Raw genomic sequence first — 21841 nt, 5'->3', positions numbered from 1 at the left:
GCCATTATCTCAACGCGTATAGAACGACTTCGAGAGCGGGTATGCGAGCATCGACGTGCAGCGCAATCGCATCACGCGTATCGAGCATATCTAACCAATTTCGGTCTTTGGTGTCGACTTCAAAATAAGCGACACCTTGCATCGGTTTGAGCTCACTCGGTGCGATCGGAAGTGGCGTTAACGAAATGCCAGACAGCGAGCTTCTGACTAATTCAACAATCTTGTTGTTACTGCTTAACTTGGCTGAAATAGGGAACAGCTCATTCAGCTCTGTGCTGCTGATATCGGACTTAACACTGAGAACGAAACGACGATTATAAACGCTGCTAGGGTCTTTGATTAATGTGCGAAGTAGACGGCGTTTCTCAAACAGTGAAATATCCCACTTGAATTCGATAACCGAGTCTTGTTGAACCAGGGTGAGTAAGTTTCTTAGGCTCGAAAACAGTGGGTTAAAGTTGTCGTAGAGCTTGTCATATTTTAAAGGCTGGCACTCATTAGGAATCGCCGGTGTTAACGCCATGACTTGAGCTTCAAACTGTTTCAGCTTTGAATACAGTTCATGTGTCGGGTATTTGGTGTTACTGATGGTTAATTCAAACCACGGTAGCCAAGTGTTGAGCGTTTGAAGCCACAAGAAATCTTGCATCATAGACTGAGGACTTTTTTGTCCTTGGCCAGCTTCGATGCGTTTCAGAAGATTTTGAGCTCGGTTACTGACTAGCGCATGAATTTCTTTGACTCTTTCGCTAAGGAGAGTTGAGGCACCGTAATGTAAGCAGGCAGGGATAAAGGCTCTATCGAGCATCACTTCATCAGAATCACTAATTTCTAAAATCTTAGCGACGGGAATTAGGGTAAAACCAGACGTGTCTTCACCAGCGAATTTGAGACCGATATTAAGTTGGGCGACATCAACTTCAACACTGGCGTTTTCAGAGGTAGATGTGTCGAAGACATTGATTGAACGAGTGATGTAACGGCTTTGTTCCTGGCCATCTTCGCTGTAATCATTGTTGCCTTGTAAGGAGATTGGCAGAGCAAGGTAAACGATGGTTTCAATGGTGCCTTGAGGAATGTCGACTACGATCTCTTGCTTGAGATTGAATTGGGTTCCGTCGGGGAACACACCAGAACAACTTGGAATCGACAGCTTACCGATCTTCAATAGATCGTGGTTAAGCACTAACTCGGTGATGCCGAAGAAAGGGGCAAAACCAGCCAGTGTTTCAATATTCTGACGAATGTAGTTTTGCACATAGCGGTCTTGCTGCTGAAAGTGCTGAGGCGCAATAAACATCCCTTCTTGCCAAACTACTTTTTTGAAAGCGTCCACGTAAAATCCTTTTCTATTATTTTTATATCTTGGCTTTTTTATTAAAAGATTTGCCACCAGCTGGAGTCAGGCTGTATCACGGCTAACTCTGCTTTCTTCCCTGTAATCGTTAACGATAAGGTTTGCTCTGGGTCGGAAGGCATCATCAAAACGGTCTTGGTTGTGCCGTTCTGGTAATCTGCGAATTCGACCAATGCTGCAATGTATTGAGTGTTCTTATTGATGTCTAACGTCAGTTTTTGTTCTGAGCTAGGCAGTACAATCGGCAGCACTTGTTTTGAAACCAAGTTAGCTGCCAATAACTGTAGGTCATTGTTGTATAAGTCAATAAACGGTAATTGCTTAAACAGTTGTTGATCCGTCAATTGGTAAAGCCTAACCACAACAGGGTTGGCTTGGTCGTCATTGTATTGGTTGACTGTCGCATCCGCTTTAACGGTCAACGAGTATTGAGTGACAACAGGAGCTGGATCTGATGACGAACATGCTGAGATCAATAAACAAAGCGATAAGAGTATGAGACGTTTCATTCTCTCTCCTCACTTTGCTTTTGCATGTTCTCCATAAACAGCGCTTTGAACTGACGTCTGAAATCTCCGTTGTCTTGGCGGTGTTGGAAGTGTTTTCTGTAGATCTTCCAATATTTCTTATCTTTGTTGGTAAAAATGCCGCTACTTACATACTCACTAAACTGGTTCTCAAGCTGCTTTGGCGCAAACTCATTCAAGAACTGATCAACCGTCTGTTCTAATGCGTCGAACAGTGCTTTTTGTTGTAGCTGTGGGTTCTGTAAGTACTGCTGATTCTTCTCAGTTAACGTAATGAGTTTGTCTATTGACTCTTCAATACGGGTATTGTTCTCAACATTAACCGGTAAATATTCTAATTCAGCAGAAGATAGGGAGCTGCTATCGCGATGAGCGATTTCGTCCACTTCAATGTTGGGTACAACTTTGTCGTCGTCTAAGTCTTCAAAAGGATCAGACGAGAAGGGGTCGTCACTCAATACATTCTTCGAAGAGAAGTTAGAGGTTTTCTTAACTGGAGCGACTTGTGGTGCGTCATCTAAAAAGTCTGTGTCGCTGTCATCGAGCTTTAAGTTGAAAGGTTCTATAAAAGTTTCATCCTGTGTGGTGTTATTGGCCGTGCTCATTTTGGGGTCACTCAATAGGCTCACCAAGAGTGTGTAGCCACCCAGTTTGATGATGTCACCATCGGTAATGACGTATTCTTTCTCTTTTGCCAGGGACTTGTCGTTCAACGAAACGCCATTGTTACTGATGTCTTTAATCACGTAACCACGATCTGTTGGATAAAGTTGGCAGTGAGTTCTTGAGATCCATTTCGTTTGATCGGGTAGCGTAATATCACATGATGGAGAACGACCTAAGCTTCCGCCACTTTCGGGCAGATACGTAACTCTAGAGGAAACGACCTCTTCAGCAGGTACAGAAATCATGTGGACACTGATGGACAATGGCTACTCCTTGCACTTGGATATGGCTGAGTTAAAACTGTCTAAGAAACCTGAATAGGTTTTAAGGAATCGATTCGAGAAGTAGACCCCCATATCCTTGGTATCTAAGTTCGTCGAATTGAAGTAATCGAGTGGTAGAGAGGCTTTATCCAGTTCTCTTTTAAAGACCAACTCATCCTCTAAAACAACATCAATTTCCCTTTGTTTTAAAAGTCTTAGTAATACTTTAGCATCTCGTGGCTGCTTAACGACGTTAAATCCATTACGTTTTAGCCAAAACCATTTGTTTGAGCCAAATTTGGCAGAAAAGTTAAGGTTTAATTTTGACAATTCATCAACCTTCGGCTCTACTCCTGGGCCAAAATACCAATTCAAGGTTTGTTTTGCGATAGGTGCTGAGAGCGTTGCGTATTCATCACGTTCTGAGGTTTGGGTTGCAACGAAGAAACCGTGTTGGCTGCCACTGTGAACACGCAATTGTGCATCAGACCAAGTGGTCATAGTCAGCTGATAAGGCTGTCCCATCATGCCTAACGCGCATTTAACCTTGTCTAATGCGATGCCTTGCATCGAAGCGTTCTCATAGGTTTGGTACGGCGGCCAATCTTGTGTGGTAAGCATTAGGCGCGATGGCCCAATTTTCACTTGAGCAGAAGCACTCACCGACCAAAACGTCGAGATGAGTAGGGTGATTAGCGATAATTTGATGGTAGAGGCTCTAGTTAACATCATTAGAGTGTCCTATCACTTCAGAGATCTTCAATATTGACACTGGCGGGTAATAGTCGAGCTTATGTGCGGCTTCGATATTAACAATATAAGAATATTGGCTAAGTGACTCTATCGGAATGTCTGAAGCTTTCTGAGTTCCTTTCAATATGTTTTTCGCTTTGTATCCAGCAAATTGACCAACATTGTAGTAACGGCTGACAATACCAAATAAGGCTTTATGGTTTCTTATTGGGCTTTCAGTTGCCGAGAATGTGGGGATACCTTTCGAATGTAGCCCTGATACGACTTCCCCTCCTTGGGTGATGATGTATGAATCAGGTGGTAAATAAGCCATATCGACACCATCACGTTTCATATTGTTTATCGTGAGGTTAATTAAGTCGCTGTTTGACTTGCTTTTATCAATGTTTAGTGGGTACAACATAACACGCTTGTTATAAATTTCCGATAACTCCATCATTTTATTTGCGGTGATAATCGAATTATTTTCGTCAGCGTTATATATAACCCCAAGGCTTGAAATGTTATTGAGTTTTTCTATCGCTTTAAACTGTATTTCATGGGGTACGATGTGCGATACACCAGTGAAATTCCTATCGTCTGAAGATAAATCAGCAATCAACTTAGAACCCACAGGGTCGGTCACAATACTGAATACAACAGGCGTCGAATTATTCATTCTAAATTCGCTGGGTTCTGTATAAGTCCCTAATAAATTCAAGGTGATAGTCGTACCGAAGGAGTAAATGAGATCGGCATCTTTATATTCTAGATCTTGAATGTGTTGTTTGAGCTGTGCTTTATCTCTATTGGCATCAAGAATCGTAAATCTTACATCGACGTGTTGGGATAAATAATCCATGAACCCTTGTTCGGCATCGGTTACCCCTCGCCATAATAAAAGAATGACATGTTTTTCGTCACTTTTAGCAAAGGAGAGTGGAGTTATTAAAATAAAGCTAAGGACGAACACTATAAATCTCATGATTGAACCCCTAGCTTCTGTTTATCAGACTTCAGAAATATTGAGAAAAAGACAATTAAGCTAAAGGAACTTGCGAGTAGTGACGCGCCAAATATAAGAATGGTTTGGTCGTAACCGAAGATACTTAAACATACTCCAGCGAGCATTGGCCCTGCGATATTACCAATACGCTCTGTAAGCCTGAAGATACCGATGATTTTACCTTTCTCGATCCCTTGCCCAGAAAGTAGGTCGATGACTAAAGGTATTTGAGGAGAAACACAGATGCCGTGTGCGATACCAATAATAATCACGATAAGTAGCAACCCTAATGTGCCTTGGAAAAAATAGAAGTTGAGCAAGGCAAGGGACGAAAGTAGTCCGCCAATGAAGATAAAGGCCATTTTGTTTTTGAGCTTATCGACCAAAATGGCACTCAATGGTGAAATTAATATGATGGCAAGGCCGTAGGCCATAATCACACGCCCAGAAACAGAGCTACTTTCGCCAAGGAATTGCAGATAAACAGGGCAGATGTAGTAGAGGAAACCAGTGAGCACGATCTTCGCAGGTATGGCACTGAATATCGTGATTAAGGCAAAATACTTATTGCTCAACAGCAGTTTAAAGTCTTTTAACTTAACTGGCTTGCTTGAGTTTCCGGTGTTTGATTTTTCAAAAAACACATAGACGAGTAACACACTGAGTGTTGCTAATAGTCCGGCGAGCATAAACGTTTCTGAGTACCCAAGTTTCTCCGCTAAGATGCCTCCGATAGCAGCACCACATAAAGAACCAGAGAAAAATGATGACAAGAAAGTCGCCATGCCTTTAGTGCGATTAGAATCATTGGTGGTATCTGAGACATAGCCTTGCGCTGAAATGAATACGATGCCGTAGCCGACTGCCGTAAAAGCGCGCGCTATCAGCAAGAATTCTAAAGATTGAATGAAAGCCGTCGCGACTAAACCAAAACAAGTGATCAGCCCTCCAGTCATTAACGAATGTCTTCTGCCTACTTTGTCTGACCAATAACCTGCAAACGGCAGCGAGATAGCCCAGCAAAGCATGAATAGGGAAATGGGTAAGCTAGTGACAAGGTTTTCAGGAATCCAGCCGGTGGTGTTTTCCAGCGAAGAGACAAATCTAGGGAAAAAAGCCAGCGAAGACGCCTCTGAGAACACCAATAAAAATAGGGGTAAGCGAATGAATCGAAAGTCTTGTTTGTCGATATCTTGAGATGGCTGGTTTGGGTTCAGTTTAGTAATGGCTTGATTCGTAAGGTTGAGTAGTTTGCCAATTTCATCGCGCGTAGAGATCTTTGCCAAATGATTAACGATGTCGCGATTCACCAACATGAAGACTTTCTTTACTTGGTTCCAAGGTGAAATGATCATGAAGTTACACATGAACAGAATGATTTCGGCCACCACAAGGCAAGAGGCGACCAAGACAGTAATCATGTCCATGACGCTTTCTTTGAGTAGATTGATGATCAAATTGTTATCTGTGGTGACGTTTAATTGAATCGTATGGCTGTTGTTGAGTGAGAACGTCGATTCTCGAATTGAAGGGTGCTCAACGTATTCTGCTGGATAACGATAGGAAGTGCCGGACTGACCTTCGAAGTTTATCGACAGAATCTCGCTATGGTGGTCAACGAAGAAAGCAAATTCATCTTCTAAGCCATGCAGTTTGTTGTCGGGAACGCCTTTGTCGAGTAACCCTTTGATCATTTGGTTTAATGAGTCGCCAATTAGGTTGGATTTCTGTTCTAGTTTCACTTCGTAGAGTTGGGAAAACTTGTCTAGCGATTGATACGAAACCCCTAGGTTAGAAATTATCGTTAAAAGGATAGCAAGTGAGATGATAAACACCGGAAAGTGCTTGTTTTTCAACTTCTCAAACTTAGACAATGAGTTTTGGGATTGAAGCGCCTTGTGAGCTTGGGTAATGGTTGGAAGTAACTCATCTGAATCGGTAGAGGATTCAAATATTGCAGTTGCGCCTTTTACTCGGCTTACAATACCTTCCAATAGGTACTTCAAGGCGATAAAGGCAAACAGGCAAGAGAGCAGTATCCAAATCGCCGAATAGAGAAACTGGAGCTTGAGTATAAAGGTTTTCTGTTGCTCTAATAGCGTTGTCGAATAGTAGAGCTTAACTTGGCCCTCAACTAAACCAAAGGAGTTAGTGATATCGAGCGATAGCTGACGGTCATTTTCTTGATTTCCTTCTCCGGTACCAAATAGTCGTTCACCTGAAGTTGAGACGACCACCAAGGCGGTAATGCCGTCGACGATTTTTAAACGGCGGTCCAACATACCTTGGATGTTGGATATCGCTGAAAGGGGTAAGCCCAAACTGATGGCTTGATTGATATCGTTATGTGTTTCTTCCAACACAATCTCATAGATAGAATCTGAGGTTTCAGTCAGCCTCTTCTCGAAATTGAAATAGTTTAACGTAGCATTTAAGGTGATGGAAAACAGCAAAACCGCCATGATGGCCAACATCAACTTAACCCGAAGAGACAGGTTAAGTAATGAAGGTTTGGTCAAGTTTTGGCTGGCTTTGCTGTTCATTGGTTAAGACCTACTTAATAGATAAATCGAAGTCGGCACTGTTGTTGGTCGCGCTAACAGTGACTTGAGTTATCGGTTCGCTACGGCTGAGTCGACCAATACATTCTTCAGCCAATCTAGGCATCAATGAACGATTAATGATTTGTTCAACAGCACGTCCACCCGTCGTAGGATCGGTATTTCGGTCAACCACGAACTGAATGAAATCCGCGTCCCAAGTGAATGAAGCCTGATATTGCTCTGCAAGTTTCTTCTTGATTCGATTGAGCGAGATCTCAGTGATCTTCGCGAGCTCTTCATCATTTAGCGGGTAGTAAGGAACAATCGTTGTTCTGCCTAAGAAAGCAGGCTTAAAGTACTGCTGTAAATCTGGACGAATTGCTTCAAGTAACTCATCGTTGTCGATACGGTCTGTGGTTTTAGCGCACACATCACAGATAGCTTGATCGGCTGCGTTCGATGTCATGATGATGATGGTATTTTTGAAATCGACGGTTCGACCTTCACTGTCTTTGATATGGCCTTTATCGAAGATTTGATAGAACAAGTCATGTACGCCAGGGTGAGCTTTCTCCATCTCATCCAATAGAAGCACAGAGTAAGGATTGCGTCGGATAGCTTCTGTTAGAACACCACCTTCACCAAAGCCGACATAACCGGCAGGCGAACCGAGTAGCATCGAGATCTTATGTTCCTCTTTGAACTCGGTCATGTTGATGACGGTAAGGTCGTTGCTACCTCCGTAAAGTTGCTCCGCAAGCGCCATGGCGGTCTCGGTTTTACCCACACCACTTGGGCCACACATCAAGAACACACCAATGGGTTTACGATTATCGGTTAAACCAGCACGTGATATACGAATCGCTTTTGCGAGCTCATTCTTCGCGACATCTTGGCCAATCACTCGAGTATTAAGCTCGTCTTCCAAGGTAAGCAGCTTAGCGATTTCATCACTCATCATGTTGCCCACAGGGATACCTGTCCAATTGGCAATCACTTGCGCGATGGTGTTGTCGTCAACCATGGCATAAACCAAAGGCTCTTCACCTTGTAAGTCCGCTAATTCAATTCTTAGAGTATCGAGTTGCTTCTGTTTGTTGGAATCAACCGCGTTTTGCTCTTGTTCTTCCGTTATCTCTTGCTGAACAGATTTGACTTGGTCGACTAACTCAATCTCTTTCTCCCAACGCGTGTAATAAGCAGCCAATGCTTTTTGGTTTTCTTCAATTGATAGAGTGAGTTCTTTGATTAACTCGGCACTGTTCGAGAACAAGGCGTCTTCTTTCTCAAGCGCGGATTTCTCGTTTTCTTGATAACGAATTGTCTGCTCTAGCGTTTCCAATACCTCAGGCTTCGCACCTTGTGTCAGTGCAATTCGAGCACTGGCGGTATCAAGCAGGCTGATTGCTTTATCGGGTAATTGACGACTTGGTAGGTAACGGATTGATAAGTTAACCGCTGCTTCGATTGCTGATTCAGCGATAAACGCTCCATGGTGAGCTTGCAATGAAGCGGCTACGCCACGCAGCATTTGCATTGCATCTTCAGCGTTAGGCTCTTCAATGGTTACGACTTGGAATCGACGTGTTAGAGCCGGATCTTTTTCGAAGTACTTTTTGTATTCAGCCCAAGTTGTCGCTGCAATGGTTTTGAATTCACCACGTGCTAGCGCAGGTTTGAGAAGGTTGGCTGCGTCGTTTTGTCCGGCAGCACCGCCTGCACCAATGAGCGTATGAGCCTCATCGATGAAAACGATGATAGGAATTTCGGAGCTTTTCACTTCGTTGATGACGTCTTTGAGGCGGTTTTCAAACTCACCTTTAACGCTTGCGCCAGCTTGCAGTAACCCAAGATCTAAAGAGTGAATTTGTACACCTTGCAACGCACTCGGGACTTCATCTGCCGCGATTCTTAGCGCTAAGCCTTCGACAACAGCAGTTTTACCTACACCAGGTTCACCTACCATAATCGGGTTGTTTTGGCGTTTACGACATAAGATATCAATCGCTTTTCTTACTTCGGCATTACGGCCAGAAATTGGGTCGATATTACCGTCAATCGCTTGTTGAGTCAGGTTGACGGTGTATTTGCTTAATGCGTCGTTGCCAGCGGGTGTGGTGTCGACAGTTCCACTGGCAGAGGAGGAGGCAGCGTTACGTGCAATAGGAGTTTTCTTGATCAGACCTTGCAGAGACTCTAATGACACACTGCTTAACGTTTCAAGCTGCAGGGTACTTACGCCGAGCACGTTTTGTTGCATCAGCGCTTGAATAAGGTGCAAGCTGACAATCTCACCGTGACCGTAGTTTACAGAGGCAATCATCCAAGCATCTTTGATCAGTTCAGTTAAGCTATGGCTTAATGTTGGCTGACCTTCATTGCCTTTAGGCAACATAGATATTTTCTTGGTCAGTTCATTAACTAGTGCGTCTAATGAAAGCTTTTGAGATTCGCACAGCGCCATGAGTTTTGCGTCTTTCTGCGAGATAAGTTGAAGAATCCAGTGTTCTGTTTCTATCGCTCCAACACCTTGGTTCATTGCCGCGCCCGCCGACGCTTCCAGCGCTTGCTTTAGCTCGGGAGATAGCTTTCCTACTAAGTTAGTGAGAGTTACTTGTGTCATAGTCAATTCCTTGTATCTCTATAATCTATACATTCCGTATTACGAACTACAAAAGCAAAATCTTTACGGTTTCATTGGGGTTACGTTCCGGTGCTAGGTAGTCAATCTCACCTAAACGAGCGGCAATAGAAACGTTGCTTGATAAACGGGGTCTGGTTAAATATGAACGCTTAACGTTCAGGTAAATGGCAACAGGCGTGCTGTCTTTTAAGTAATGCTGTGTTAAAGACAACACTGCTTTGGCAAATTGGTCATCTTGCTGAATTTCTAAAAACTCATGTCTGTTTTCCGGTGTAACAAAAATACTCAAGTTATTAAAATGAGCGAGGCAGGTTCTTCCTACTAAAAAGCCTTGCCCTAAGCGACTGTTGAAATCCTGATTTGTACCGATTCGAGTCAATGAATCCGCCGGTAAAAGGCGTCGTTCAAAGGTTTTACATTCAACCTCTATCGAGTAAGGGAAGAAGTCGTTTAAGATCTTTTTCAAAGCGGTAAGGCTGCGGCTTTGTTGGCTCAGTAACAGTGAATATTGCAGGTACTCTTTGTGCTCTTTCCCTAGCGCTGCAAAGTGGTTTAACAATGCTGTTTTTTTCGGGTTTTGTTCGCTTTCAACCAGCAACCAACGTCGTGCATTGGTTCGATAGGTGATTTCAAAGTGTCGTTGATTAAACACGTCTAGAAAATCTTGCAACGAATGATCTTCATTGTGTATCGCAGCTAACAACTCTTCGTAAATATAATTGGGTATCACGCCTTTAACGCCAGAGAGCGCTTGCTTCGCTAGTCTGAGCTTGGCCTTATTTCCCTTTAACGAGAAGTACTGAATTTCTTGAGGGTTACCTGTCGGCATAGCCTCAGATTTTAATTGGATCTGCAACGGCGTCGTACTTTGGGATTGAAGTTGTTCCAACAATCTCATTGCCTGAGAGAAGTCGTACTTTTCAGGCTGAGTCGCTAAATCTTCGATGAAGTGCTTCATATCATCTCCCTATGACCATCGCTTTGGCTATGTATCGTTGGCGGTGTTACCGATATTCGCTGAGCTATAAGCACAATTGACTGCCGTGAATTTTAGGGTACTTCTTAATGACACCATCTCGTCCGTAGATACGGACCTTGAGTTGAATATATCGGTCAAAGCTACAAAACTGCTGGAAGAAGCGATTCAACACATCGGCAAACGCCAAATAAGGGGAGGTCGCATCAAGTGTCAGTTCAATCTCTGTACCGGGAGAGAACACGTTTTTGCCCAATACGCGAATAGCGGACACTTGAGAGTTAAATGTAATGGAGTGAATCATCTGAATTTCAGCGCTTGATACCTGTTCACGACTGCACAAACTCAACATGTGCTTAAGGTCAGCCACTGGATTACTTGATTGCACCAATGATGAAAAGTTGGTGTTCAGCAAACTAATAAATTCCCAATGGATGTTTTGGTCTACTTCTTTTGGAATAGGTGCTGAAGGTGGATAAATAGGTGAAAATTCACCGGGTAAATCAATACTCTCTAGGCATTCCAAAGTGCCGCTCACACCACAAGCCTGTTTACCATTAGTACACAGTAAGTGAGTGCCGAGCAGCTTACTGAATTCAGTGTTTGGCGTTTCAGATAACGAAATCGCAATGCTCATTTCACCGAAGTGATTGTGTTTGCTTTGCCAGTAGTCGTACTGTTGGTTGTGCGAATATTTTTCTTTAAAAAGAGGGACCAAAGGTATTTCACCATTGGGCGTGATTTCGTAAACGTTCTGAATTTCAATGATTTCGATATTGTTGTCACTGTGCGCGTCGGCATTGACTGGAACAGAAAGGGTTCTGTGATCGTATGGGATCGGCTCGCCTGTTTGTTCGAACAAGTTAATCGCGGGTATCACATTGAGCTTAAAGACATCTTTATTGAATAGGCGGATAAACTCAGACGGTAATGACGACATGAACAAGTTAATGACGAGTTCTGATTCGTCAAACTGGCTGGCGTATTCGGCGAAGTTCTTAAGTCTGAAGAACTGTCGCTTCTCTTTAAAAAAGAAGAATTCGTTGATCAGTTGATAACCCGTAAATTGATTACCGTGTTCCGGCAGAAATTTAAACTCTAGGTCGCTGATTCGATTCTTAAGCTGGTGGCTATCGACAGTGACGTGTCGAGCGCATTCACTGTCTGAAATCGAGATCGATAAGGTATTGTTGAGAAGAAGCTCGACTAGTGAGTCTGCGTTGTTTTCAAACCCTTTGACGAAGAAATCGAGATCATTTAATTCCAAATGGCTGAAATGTACTTCTGGGTCGCCGGTACTTAAAGATATCTGAACAACGGCAGAGCTTTGATTGGCTGATTTTGGTCTGTTAAAGCTAAATGGAGCGCTTAAAGCCTTGATGTTACCTAAATTAAACGGGGCTATTTTGAGTTCGTCAACGGTTCTAAATAGGCATTCGTTTTTGGTGTTGGTGCTCGAAAACAGCGAACCTTTTGGCAAAGTACTCGACTCAATCGGGCCATCTTCGGCAAGCAATTCAAGATAAGCAACACTAGGAACCGTTTGAATATAAGAAGGGTAGAGGACACTTAAAATGCCTTCAATGACTTCAGGTAGCTGCTCTGAGAGTTTCTTTTCTACCTTCGCATTCAGCAGTGCTACGCCATCTAGTAGGCGAGCCATACTTGGATCTTCGATCTTACCTTGATGAATATTGAGCTTTTCAGCGTGCGTCGGATATTCCTGACCAAACTGTCCTAATGAACGGCGCACAAAGGCCAGTTCTTGCTCGAAGTAACGCATAATAGGTTCAGTCATAGTTATCTTCTTCTAAAGAGGTCGTTAAGTCGCTTAATGCGATTTTGGAATCAAAGATAAGATCCTGTTCACCATGGCTGGTTTTGACCTTGGCGATGATGTTGAACGACAATGAGTTGTCACCTTCTTTACGTTCTCCAAGCTCAACGGAGATGTCGTGTAATCGTGGTTCAAAGCTCTTTATCCATGTTTCTATGCGTAGGGTGAGCTGAGTCTTTTCAAGGGTCGCACTCAGTAACTGAATATCTTCGATGCCAAACTTCAAATTAGAACGGTTGACTTCAACCAACCTGTTATCGATATCGGTCAGTGATGCTTCTGCTTCTAAGAGTTTGGTGAGATGGAACTTGATGTCTTCAATTTCAGCATCCTGATAGGGCTTTGAATCACTGATGAAGGTTTTCCAAAAGCTCATTACGCCACCTCGTTTAGGTCAGTCGTTAGAACCACTTCACCACTGAAATAGTCAAACTGGTATTGAGGAACGATACGTAAAGTACAGGCGAAGCTGCCAGCTTGAGAGCTTGACTCAGTGACACTCACTTTGGCGAAACTTAATGGGTATTTGGATAAGGTTTCTTCATTAGCGAAGGAAACGTTGCTCGAGAACTTGTCAATCCAGTGCGTCAAAAATAACTCACATTCTGTGGCGTTGTTGAAGCTACCGATCATTTCTCTTACTTGAACTTTTAAGTAGTGCGCAATTCGACAAGACATCAGTGTGGTTTGAATCTGAGTAAGCACTTTGTCGTTGTCACTTTGTCCGCACTGCCAAATCGAATTGTTCCCATTGAAGTAAAACTTATCGGTTAAAGGACTCTTCGCTAATGGGATAAAGCCGCTCTGCGCGTAGAAATTCGACAGTTGTCCGAACAAGCTAATGTCCGTTACTGGCTTTTGCAGGTGACTATCGAAATAGTGATTCGTAGGGAGGTTGATGACGGCGCCTTGAAGCTTATCGTTCCAACGGGATTTCAAAAAACCAAACCAGTTCACACGGTGAAACTCGCGCATGATAGTGGTCGCAAGCACCATATTGGCTAAACCCCAAGCGCCTTTACCTTGCTCGTTATAAATAAAGCCAGCGCGTCGGTTTTTGTAAGCATCACGAAGGCGTACTTGAGGAAGCGCCATGCCGATAAATCGAGAGCTGGGTTTGCTTCGTAAATCTTGCCACGCCTTAAAATCAGGGCCGGAAAGGATTTTGTTGATACGCTCAATGTCTGATAACCAATCGGCGCCGCTTTCACCAAAGAACGTGGATACTGGCGAAAACAACATAGGGCAGAGTGTCGCTTCGCCTAATTTACCTAACAGTTCTACGGTAAACAGGTCGTCGTAATCAGCGTCAAAATCGATGTCCATCGAAATAGGGTGACTAAACGTGATGCAACCAAAAGGGTGTCCACCTAAGGTATTCAGTTCGTTATTGCCGATCTTGTTATACAAGTCACTGGATTTGGTTGAATAGGCTTGATTGACGTCACTAGAGATCTCCGCCCAATTCATATCGAGCAGCTTCACATGTGCTCTTTGGTAGCTGACGGGGAGGGAAACAAGTTGTTGAAGGCTTAGCCAGTTACGTTCTAGCTTTTGAAACTCAGGTTCATGTAAGACTTCATCAAGTTGCAAACTGAGCTTAGTATCGATTGTTGATATAAGTGTTGATATCAATGAAATTAGTGAGGATTTAGAGCTTAAGGAGTGTTTGTCTATCTCAGATAACAGAGATAAAGCCTCTTTCATAAAGGTATTATCTGTGTCATCTAATTGATTGAATTTGTTTTGCCATTCTGTATTTAACTTCATACAAAATTTTTGGCCGGATTGCTCCGGCCAAATCCATATTAGCCTGGAATCTTCGCAACCATTCGAACTGAAGTTGTCAGTTCTTCAAGTTGTAACCAAGGTCTTAAATGAGCGACTGCTGAGTAGGCACCCGGCTTACCAGGTTGCTCGACCACTTCAATGCGAGATTCACAAAGAGGGGTTTTTGCACGTTGCTCATTACCAATTGCACCAGCGTTGGTGTATTGGTCGATCCATAGTTGTAGCTCTCGTTTAATATCAGGAGCTTCAAGGTTCGAGCCTAATTTGTCTCGACCCATTACTTTCAAGTAGTGGGCGATACGGCTACTCGCCATGATGTAAGGCAGGCGGGCAGAAATTGCAGCGTTTGCAGTTGCATCTGGGTCAGTGAAAGTTTTAGGCTTCTGAGTTGTTTGACCGCCGATGAATACTGCGTAGTTAGAGCTCTTGTAGTGAACCAAAGGAAGGAAACCAAGGTCAGAAAGCTCTTTCTCGCGCTCATCAGTCAGGTTAACTTCTGTTGGACACTGCTGAAGTAGATCGCCAGCTTCAGACTTGTAAGTTAGGTTAGGAAGGTTTTCGACCTTACCACCGTTATCAAGTCCACGAATGGAAGTACACCAGCCCGAAGCGGTATAAGCTTGAGTCATTTTTAGACCCAAATCATACGCTGCATTTGACCAAACTAACTGATCATTGCTGGTTGGTTTAGGGTTGCCATCCATATCAGTGCCAAGCTCTTCATAAGAGAACACATCCGTACTTAGACCTTTGTCACCATAAGGTAGACGAGCCAGCGTGCGAGGCAGTGTTAGCGTTACGTAACGTGCATCATCACTCTCACGGAATGAATTCCATGCTGCGTAAGCAGGAGAGTCGAAACCAGCGGCTACCGGCTTACCTTCAGAGAACGTTTGGAAGTCGTTAAACTCGAACATCTCAGCATTTGCAGCAGCAATGAAGGGTGCATGACACGCTGCAGCAACTTCACCCATGTAGCGAAGTAGGGCAACATCTTCATCTTTGGCGCTAAACTCGTAGTCACCAATGAATGTACCGTAAGGTTCACCACCAGCAGTACCGAATTCGCCTTGGTAAACTGCATTGAATAGTGGGCTACGGTCAATCGCAGGTGCATCTTCGAATTGATCAAGCAGTTCTTCTTGAGTGTAATCGACCATTTTGATCTTAAGATCACGGCCAAGTTCGCTCTCTTTTACCAGTTTTTGTAGACCACGCCAAGAACCTTCAAGCTTTTGTAGGTCTTTCTGTTGCATGACTTCAGATAACTGTTGAGACAGTTTCTTGTCAATCTCAGAGATAGCGTTTTCAATGGTCTTTGTAACGTTCTTATCCCACGTGACCGTGCCAGAAAGCGCTTGTTCTGTCAGTACAGAAAACAGTTCTTTCGTTGTGTCAGCAGGTGTTTGAGTGGTTGCTTCAATCGCACGGTCTAGGAAGCTCAGTGAGCCTTCCGCCGCCTCCGGTTGCGCTTGATTCTCAGTTTCAGTACTCATTACTCAGCTCCTTCTTCTTTAATACCAAGCTCATCAGAAAGAGCATTAATCGTATCTGCACTTTGTAGAACTTCTTTAAGTAGCTTTTCTAGGTCGCGAGAACGATCGGCTTTAGAAAGCAGTACCTTCAGTTGATTACGGGTTTCGACTAGCTTCTTAAGCGGTTCAACCTGTTCGATAATCGCTTCAGGTTCGAAATCTTTCATCGAATTGAACTTAAGGCTCGCCGCGAATTGGCTGTCATCACCCGCAAGAACGTTATCGACTTTCAATGATAGCTCTGGGCCAACACGCTTCATTACAGTGTCGAAGTTGTCTTTATCAACGTTATAGAAGGTACGATCTTCTACTTCTTCTTTATCTTGTTTATGGCCCGAGTAGTCACCAATAACCCCAACAACAAAAGGGAGCTCTTTGGTTTCTACAGCGCCATTAGTCTCAACGTCATAGGTAATACTTACGCGGTTCTTACTTACGCGTTTATGTTGGGAATTTAGTGCCACGGTAACTCTCCTTGTTTAATTACTTAGCAGTCGAAGTGACTTTAGCTGTAGTAGCATCGAAGCCAACCTCAGGGCCTTTCTCGATCTTACCGCCGTCTGCTTCAATGTAGTAAGCCTTAGAAATTTGTGTGTAGGTTAAACTGAAAGATTCGCTTGGAAGTGAACCATCGGTACCTGACATGTTGTAGCTAGACATACGAGCCATTTTTAGCGTTAGAATCAGGTATGGATCAGCACCAGAACCTTCGCGGTTTGGTTTTGTCATCACGATTTCAACAGTGCGGCCTTCTGGACCCGGCGCATATAAGAATGTGGTTAGATGTGGTGTTGCACCATCACAGCCACGCGTCATGTTGACTTCACCAAGAGCAACCATGCCTTGGTCCGCATTGTTTGCATTACCTACATCGATACCAACACCACGTACTGCACTCCAAGAAACGCTATCAAGTGCAAAGAATCCATCTTTACCCCCGATTTTTTCTACAGTTGCCGCACCTTTTGGTGTCGTACCCTCAATTCTCATAAAAATAGAAGCCATTACTTTCTCCTTGCTCAACGCATTAATGTGCTTTACCACTCAAAATCTTGCAGGCTGCTCGATGATGAGTTGGAAGTCGATTCAGATGTTTGGTTTGTATCTGTCGTGCTATTTGAACTATCAGGAACTGGCGATACGGCTGCTGGCTCTTCAATAGTCGAGGTCGCTACCGGAGTTCTCACCGGAGCGGAAGTTGTTAAAGGAACCGACTTTCCCGACAAGTCGAGCTTGTCTAGGTTGTCCATTCCGGTCATTTGATTGATCTGGGCTATGACACTTTCATTGCCAACCATTTCTTGGAGTAATTCAGGAAAGCTCATGTAACCCCAGCGAATAGAGCGCTCAAGTAAGAAAGCGATAGGGCTATGAGGCTCTGTTTCTTTAAAGTATTCCGCGATTTTTCTGATCTCTTGAAACGCATGGTCACGATTCACAATGCCGTTGATTCTCGATACATTTTGTACGGTCATTTGAGTTTGAGTAGGTTGACCGTTCGCTGTCTGAACTGGACTGCCACTAGCAACGTTTCCGTTGCCTTGATTCACGGGACTAGCTTGCCCTGAATATTGGCTTGCTTCAGGTTCAGAACCTGAGTCGTTCGAGGTTGAGTTTGCTTGTTGGGATGCCGAATGTATCGAATCGCTTTGCTGAGGCTCCTCAGCTGCGTTCTGTAGAATGTGGAAGTCATTATCTAAAGGCCAAGGCGCGAATTTTTCTCCAACAAGAAAATGTATCGCTTTAATCAGGTCACGTACGTTGGTCTTGATGAAGTTGAAACTGATAACGGTTGCGCCAACGGCTTGGCATTTTTCAGCTAGGCTTTTCTCAGCAACTTCCAATTCACTATAAATACTCGCTAATTGAAAGAGTGTCTCTGAAACGCTTTGATCAAATGAACTTAACGCTGTTTCTTTCAGCTCTGCAATGTTGCCTTTACGCTCAGCGGTGAGGTAATCACCGAATGTGACACCAGCGCAAAAATCGAGCATTTGAAAGGGGATATACACAGAGCTTGAGTCAAACGACTCACCAACCAGTTGAAGTAGGGGTTTTGTTCGGAATTCAGTCATCTCCTTTGCTTTCCCTGCATCGTCAGCAGCTTTGAGTTTAGCTTCTGGCAGCATTGGATTAAGTGTGTCCCAAAATTGGTCGATGAAAAGATTCAGAGCAGGGACAGCGTTAGCAAAGTTATGAAATGGTTGTGAAGTGAAAAGTTGGCTAGTGATGTACCAGCCTAATATCTCGAGGTCTTTGGATTGGGAAGTCAGTGTTTCTTCTGAAACCCTTTTCAATTCAGCCCAATTTTCTGTATTGGCGTCAACAATGGCGGGATCAGAAGAAGCATCAGGCGTTTCAACCAACTGTCGAAATGAAGATTGAGCGCTATTGTAAACGTTTCTCAAACTGCGATAGGCACTTCGATCTAACTTCAAATAAGAGCCTGAAGGCTCTTCATCCGAGATTGGAACAAGTAGGTTGGCGATTTCTGTCATATACATCCTGTAAAAAATCTATTTGTTATCCCGCTCGCACAAAGTGTTATTTTAGATACATATTCCTTATGTTTCGTAAACACTTGTTAACATTTATTAATTCTAGAGCTTTTTCTTGAAAAGTCTCATGCAAAATAGATATTTACTTAAAACTTTGAACTTCATCTAAGAAAGTGGACCGATGTCACGATTTTTTGAAACCCCATGAAATGTAAGGTATTTAACCGCCAATCATCACGGTTGGCATACCAAGAACAATCGTACCTCCGTGGCTCGTAGTATCGCCCATACGCGCAGCGGGTTTACTCATTATGAGCACAGTGGCACTGCCTTTGATGATGCTATCTGGAGGTCCGACACAAACGCACATGTCTCCAAGCGTTGCGGCTGGCATATTGCCAATGAGAACTGTTGGTACACCGGGTCCACTGATTGGCCCGCCTACATGGGGGATAGGTGGAACCGCGGGTGTCTGCATTGGGCAAACATGCATGTCAGTTAATCGTGCGGCTAATGTCATCGTTCACTCCTGTCATCCGTAACTTTATGATTTGCTGCCTTTGGCAAGCTCGAGAGCAATACCAACGGATTTCTTATAGTACTCGTTGGTTTTATCCCAATTGGGTAAGGCCGCTGAATGGTTGATCGCGCCTGCAACTGCTTTAGAGTATAGGAACGGGTCGGGCAGAACGCTGGGTAAATCTGGTGCCACGATACTGCCAGCTCCATTCCAGAATACGGCTTGAGCCAACCAAGATGGCCCGCAATTCAATTTAAGCTTGTTGGAAAAGAGCTCGCTCTTACGCCTCTGTTCTTCTGAAGGAGATTTTACCCAAGCCTTGGCTGTTGAAATACACTGCTTTTGCATTGTAGACCACACATCATTTCTTGCATCGAGTGTATGCGCACCCCACCAAATAGCTTCTCGAACAGGCAGCCCATGCGCAAGAAGCTGAACCAAGTCGAAATAGAGTTCGTTTTCCAATAAAGCTTCAATGGAATCATCAATGTTGAGCTCTTCATCAATCAGTGCTTGTGCTTCTTCAGAGCTCGAGAACCTGTCGAGCAGTTGTCTGCCAGTCTGATATGGAATTTTCTTATACATGTTTTCGTTCTACCTGAATTTTGTTCGTGGCGACTGATGATCTTCCATCGCGATTTGATATTGATAGTCGACTTTCTTTGAACACATTAATTCACCTTAACAATTGCGCCTTTCAATTCACCCATCACACCGCCATCGAAAGTGCCTTTCAAACCAGATTTGAATTCGGCACTTAATGACCCTTCAGCTGACAGTGTCGTATCCGCTTTAATGGCGACACTGAGTCCTTTAATACTGTTGGAGCTTGTTGCTTCGAGAGCCGTTGTGACACCGGATATCTTATTGGCGGATGTTGCCTTGCTTGTTACATTCATCCCTTCAAGGTTGAGTGCGCTGCTCGCCTTAATATCAATGTTGCTGGCTTCAATACTGATGGAAGATGAAGACATGGTGATCTTGCTCGATCCTACCGTCAGTTCTATCTTGTCATCGGCTTCTAGTGAGATTGATTTGCCTTTCTCACTGATCGCTTTGTCTGAACTCAGTGTGTAATTATCTTCTGTTGAGACGGTAACTTGCTTGGTGGTCTTCTGTAGCAGCTCACCTTTGATTGTCTCAGTCAGATTGTTTTCCACTTCTTTGGTGAAGTCTTTGGTCGCGTGCATATACAAGAGCTCGTTGTCTTTCTTATCATCGAAATAGAGCTCATTGGCCAATCCACTCAACTTCGTGCTAATACCTGTTTTGGTCGAATTGGCTTCTTTGTAAGGGGGCGGGTTTTTACTGTTGTAAACACTTCCTGTAATAATCGGCTGGTCTGGGTCGCCATCTATAAAGCTGACCAGTACCTCTTGTCCTACTCTCGGAATAAACTGAGCACCGTAGCCACTGCCTGCCATCATCTGAGCGACACGCACATAACAACTTGTTTTGTCGCCAGAGGCTTCCGTATCCCAATGAAATTGAATACGAACTCTGCCTTGGTCATCTTGATTGATCTCCCCTGCGGTGCTTCCTGCGACAATTGCGCTTTGTAGACCGTGTATTCTGGCCTTATCTCGCGGTGTCGGGTAATTAGGAATTGAAGTATCAAGTAGGGTGAGGCGTGCCTCGCAATGGTTTTCAGTGCTGTATCGAATGTGGAGTTCCGTGACCAGATAATCGCCGAGTTGAGACTTGTCTAAGTGGGATGACAGTGAGAACCACGTACCCAATTCAAATGAATCGTGTTGTGCTTCGGCTTCGACAGTTTGATAGTTTTGCTCTAGTTGTTCGATACGTCGTTTAACTAGGTTACTGGCGAGATCTTCCATTCCACCCGTGATGCCAAGTTTCGGATAAAACTGTTTCGTTAACTTGGTATTGTTAGCGATTGTATGGCTGGATTTCTTCTCTTTACTGCTCACAAGTTTAGTCTGTGAGTAGTCATAACTGGTTAACTCGATGCTGGCACCATGAAACTGACCTTGTGGCATCCATTTATTGATGAGTGGATTACTGCCTGAAGGGACTTCAATCATATCGAGTTTACTGGCATCAGACTTTTGAAAAGGGCTCTGCGCATCTTGAAGCATCATTAGATGATCGGAATCGCTGTGTTGGAAAAAGTAGTGAACACCTTCCTCAGCCAACAAGCGTGTTACAAAATCAAAGTCGCTTTCATCGTATTGAACACAATATTCACGTTTCGATGAAGGCATCGTGCCAGCCTTAAAGGATCCGCTGAAACCGGCTTGGGTTAGCACGTCTGAAACGATGTCTTTGGTCGACTGGCTTTGATAAACACGGAAAGAATGGGCGTGTTTCAATAACCAAAACCACGGCCTTAGGGTGACGCGGTAACTAGAGTACTGCAGATTGCTATCCATACCCAGCAGTTGAACTTGTGTAACAATGCCGTTGAATACTCGCGTCGCAGTCAAGTTATCGGTGTCATTAACAAAGCGGGTGACAGAGAGTTTTTGGCCCAGTTGATCATCGATAACGAAGTTCTTTGAAATGACTGTGAATTCGATTTTAAAAGGCTTCGATAAGTACTCAGAAATAGCAAAATCGCTGACTGCATGCTCGTTGCTTTTAGAATCTTTTGCCACAATCGTGCTGGCAGAAGGGGAGAAATTATCCGTCATAGGCTCGCCTGATAATGCTCGAAGATGTTCTGACATAAGGTTATGTCGATACTAACGAACTGACTTGATGTTAAAACTTTATATCTAAATTTATAGCATAAAGTAAATAATATAATAAGCATCATAACAAAGGCGTGAGGTGTTTCCATTTTATGAAAACAAATACCATTAAATTAATTATGGTAATTAGTTGCTGATTTATATTGTTAAATGTCATTTAAATACGAGGTTATTGCGACGCAGAGGGGGATATAGGGAGATCTTAAATAATATATAGAATAATGTGTTGCTA

At 43.7% G+C, this 21841-nt stretch carries 18 protein-coding genes; all 18 read right to left on the bottom strand.

Going from position 1 to position 21841, the window contains the following annotated elements; translation table 11 throughout:
• Window positions 1-4 precede the first annotated feature (4 nt).
• The 18 genes from tssK to QUF19_RS09340 all read right to left on the bottom strand — a co-directional run bounded on the left by tssK (window position 5) and on the right by QUF19_RS09340 (window position 21549).
• Window positions 5-1336, bottom strand: coding sequence for a type VI secretion system baseplate subunit TssK (tssK, locus tag QUF19_RS09425; protein ID WP_286291949.1), 1332 nt, complete (start codon window positions 1334-1336; stop codon window positions 5-7).
• A 41-nt stretch (window positions 1337-1377) separates the two neighbouring features.
• The gene (tssJ, locus tag QUF19_RS09420) at window positions 1378-1866 is read right to left on the bottom strand and encodes a type VI secretion system lipoprotein TssJ (protein WP_286291947.1); all 489 of its coding nucleotides are present in this window, start codon (window positions 1864-1866) and stop codon (window positions 1378-1380) included.
• Window positions 1863-2813 (bottom strand): FHA domain-containing protein, encoded by a 951-nt coding sequence (locus QUF19_RS09415; protein ID WP_286291945.1) that lies wholly within the window; start codon window positions 2811-2813, stop codon window positions 1863-1865. The genes tssJ and QUF19_RS09415 overlap by 4 nt, the downstream gene beginning before the upstream one ends.
• Before the next feature lie 3 nt (window positions 2814-2816).
• The gene (locus tag QUF19_RS09410) at window positions 2817-3545 is read right to left on the bottom strand and encodes a transporter substrate-binding domain-containing protein (protein ID WP_286291943.1); all 729 of its coding nucleotides are present in this window, start codon (window positions 3543-3545) and stop codon (window positions 2817-2819) included.
• Complete coding sequence (locus tag QUF19_RS09405) at window positions 3532-4530, bottom strand: ABC transporter substrate-binding protein (RefSeq protein WP_102277935.1); 999 nt, start codon at window positions 4528-4530, stop codon at window positions 3532-3534. The genes QUF19_RS09410 and QUF19_RS09405 overlap by 14 nt, the downstream gene beginning before the upstream one ends.
• On the bottom strand, window positions 4527-7094 hold the full coding sequence (locus tag QUF19_RS09400) for an MFS transporter (protein ID WP_286291940.1): 2568 nt from the start codon (window positions 7092-7094) through the stop codon (window positions 4527-4529). Before QUF19_RS09400 ends, QUF19_RS09405 begins: the two co-directional genes overlap by 4 nt.
• A 10-nt stretch (window positions 7095-7104) precedes the next feature.
• Window positions 7105-9717 (bottom strand): type VI secretion system ATPase TssH, encoded by a 2613-nt coding sequence (tssH, locus tag QUF19_RS09395; protein WP_286291939.1) that lies wholly within the window; start codon window positions 9715-9717, stop codon window positions 7105-7107.
• Between the two features lie 46 nt (window positions 9718-9763).
• Window positions 9764-10696 carry a type VI secretion system baseplate subunit TssG gene (locus QUF19_RS09390; protein WP_286291937.1) on the bottom strand — a complete coding sequence of 311 codons (933 nt, stop codon included), beginning with the start codon at window positions 10694-10696 and terminating at the stop codon, window positions 9764-9766.
• Between the two features lie 64 nt (window positions 10697-10760).
• Window positions 10761-12512 (bottom strand): type VI secretion system baseplate subunit TssF, encoded by a 1752-nt coding sequence (tssF, locus tag QUF19_RS09385; protein ID WP_286291935.1) that lies wholly within the window; start codon window positions 12510-12512, stop codon window positions 10761-10763.
• The gene (tssE, locus tag QUF19_RS09380; RefSeq protein ID WP_050644664.1) at window positions 12505-12927 is read right to left on the bottom strand and encodes a type VI secretion system baseplate subunit TssE; all 423 of its coding nucleotides are present in this window, start codon (window positions 12925-12927) and stop codon (window positions 12505-12507) included. Before tssE ends, tssF begins: the two co-directional genes overlap by 8 nt.
• Window positions 12927-14321 carry a type VI secretion system contractile sheath domain-containing protein gene (locus tag QUF19_RS09375; RefSeq protein WP_286291932.1) on the bottom strand — a complete coding sequence of 465 codons (1395 nt, stop codon included), beginning with the start codon at window positions 14319-14321 and terminating at the stop codon, window positions 12927-12929. The genes tssE and QUF19_RS09375 overlap by 1 nt, the downstream gene beginning before the upstream one ends.
• A 38-nt stretch (window positions 14322-14359) precedes the next feature.
• Complete coding sequence (gene tssC / locus QUF19_RS09370) at window positions 14360-15838, bottom strand: type VI secretion system contractile sheath large subunit (protein ID WP_102277928.1); 1479 nt, start codon at window positions 15836-15838, stop codon at window positions 14360-14362.
• Window positions 15838-16341, bottom strand: coding sequence for a type VI secretion system contractile sheath small subunit (tssB, locus tag QUF19_RS09365; protein ID WP_017110737.1), 504 nt, complete (start codon window positions 16339-16341; stop codon window positions 15838-15840). Before tssB ends, tssC begins: the two co-directional genes overlap by 1 nt.
• A 19-nt stretch (window positions 16342-16360) precedes the next feature.
• A complete protein-coding gene (locus QUF19_RS09360; protein WP_192890588.1) occupies window positions 16361-16882 on the bottom strand; it encodes an Hcp family type VI secretion system effector in 522 nt (173 codons plus the stop codon).
• Window positions 16883-16914: 32 nt separating this feature from the next.
• Window positions 16915-18375, bottom strand: coding sequence for a type VI secretion system protein TssA (locus QUF19_RS09355; RefSeq protein ID WP_286291920.1), 1461 nt, complete (start codon window positions 18373-18375; stop codon window positions 16915-16917).
• Window positions 18376-18595: 220 nt separating this feature from the next.
• Window positions 18596-18895, bottom strand: a complete 300-nt coding sequence (locus QUF19_RS09350; RefSeq protein WP_017110734.1) for a PAAR domain-containing protein — start codon at window positions 18893-18895, stop codon at window positions 18596-18598.
• A gap of 24 nt (window positions 18896-18919) precedes the next feature.
• The gene (locus QUF19_RS09345) at window positions 18920-19480 is read right to left on the bottom strand and encodes a DUF6931 family protein (RefSeq protein ID WP_286291808.1); all 561 of its coding nucleotides are present in this window, start codon (window positions 19478-19480) and stop codon (window positions 18920-18922) included.
• Between the two features lie 86 nt (window positions 19481-19566).
• A complete protein-coding gene (locus tag QUF19_RS09340; RefSeq protein WP_286291807.1) occupies window positions 19567-21549 on the bottom strand; it encodes a type VI secretion system Vgr family protein in 1983 nt (660 codons plus the stop codon).
• Window positions 21550-21841: the final 292 nt, after the last annotated feature.

This window comes from Vibrio sp. FE10 (assembly GCF_030297155.1).
In the GTDB taxonomy this organism is placed as follows: Bacteria; Pseudomonadota; Gammaproteobacteria; order Enterobacterales; family Vibrionaceae; genus Vibrio; species Vibrio apostichopi.
This window is presented reverse-complemented; position numbering and strand designations above follow the sequence as displayed.

Coding starts and splice junctions, on each gene's coding strand:
- QUF19_RS09410 (WP_286291943.1), bottom strand. CDS start 3,545: ATGATGTTAACTAGAGCCTCTACCATCAAATTATCGCTAATCACCCTA.
- QUF19_RS09360 (WP_192890588.1), bottom strand. CDS start 16,882: ATGGCTTCTATTTTTATGAGAATTGAGGGTACGACACCAAAAGGTGCG.
- QUF19_RS09375 (WP_286291932.1), bottom strand. CDS start 14,321: ATGAAGTTAAATACAGAATGGCAAAACAAATTCAATCAATTAGATGAC.
- tssH (WP_286291939.1), bottom strand. CDS start 9,717: ATGACACAAGTAACTCTCACTAACTTAGTAGGAAAGCTATCTCCCGAG.
- QUF19_RS09355 (WP_286291920.1), bottom strand. CDS start 18,375: ATGACAGAAATCGCCAACCTACTTGTTCCAATCTCGGATGAAGAGCCT.
- QUF19_RS09405 (WP_102277935.1), bottom strand. CDS start 4,530: ATGAGATTTATAGTGTTCGTCCTTAGCTTTATTTTAATAACTCCACTC.
- tssE (WP_050644664.1), bottom strand. CDS start 12,927: ATGAGCTTTTGGAAAACCTTCATCAGTGATTCAAAGCCCTATCAGGAT.
- tssJ (WP_286291947.1), bottom strand. CDS start 1,866: ATGAAACGTCTCATACTCTTATCGCTTTGTTTATTGATCTCAGCATGT.
- tssF (WP_286291935.1), bottom strand. CDS start 12,512: ATGACTGAACCTATTATGCGTTACTTCGAGCAAGAACTGGCCTTTGTG.
- QUF19_RS09350 (WP_017110734.1), bottom strand. CDS start 18,895: ATGACATTAGCCGCACGATTAACTGACATGCATGTTTGCCCAATGCAG.
- tssC (WP_102277928.1), bottom strand. CDS start 15,838: ATGAGTACTGAAACTGAGAATCAAGCGCAACCGGAGGCGGCGGAAGGC.
- QUF19_RS09400 (WP_286291940.1), bottom strand. CDS start 7,094: ATGAACAGCAAAGCCAGCCAAAACTTGACCAAACCTTCATTACTTAAC.
- QUF19_RS09340 (WP_286291807.1), bottom strand. CDS start 21,549: ATGACGGATAATTTCTCCCCTTCTGCCAGCACGATTGTGGCAAAAGAT.
- QUF19_RS09390 (WP_286291937.1), bottom strand. CDS start 10,696: ATGAAGCACTTCATCGAAGATTTAGCGACTCAGCCTGAAAAGTACGAC.
- QUF19_RS09345 (WP_286291808.1), bottom strand. CDS start 19,480: ATGTATAAGAAAATTCCATATCAGACTGGCAGACAACTGCTCGACAGG.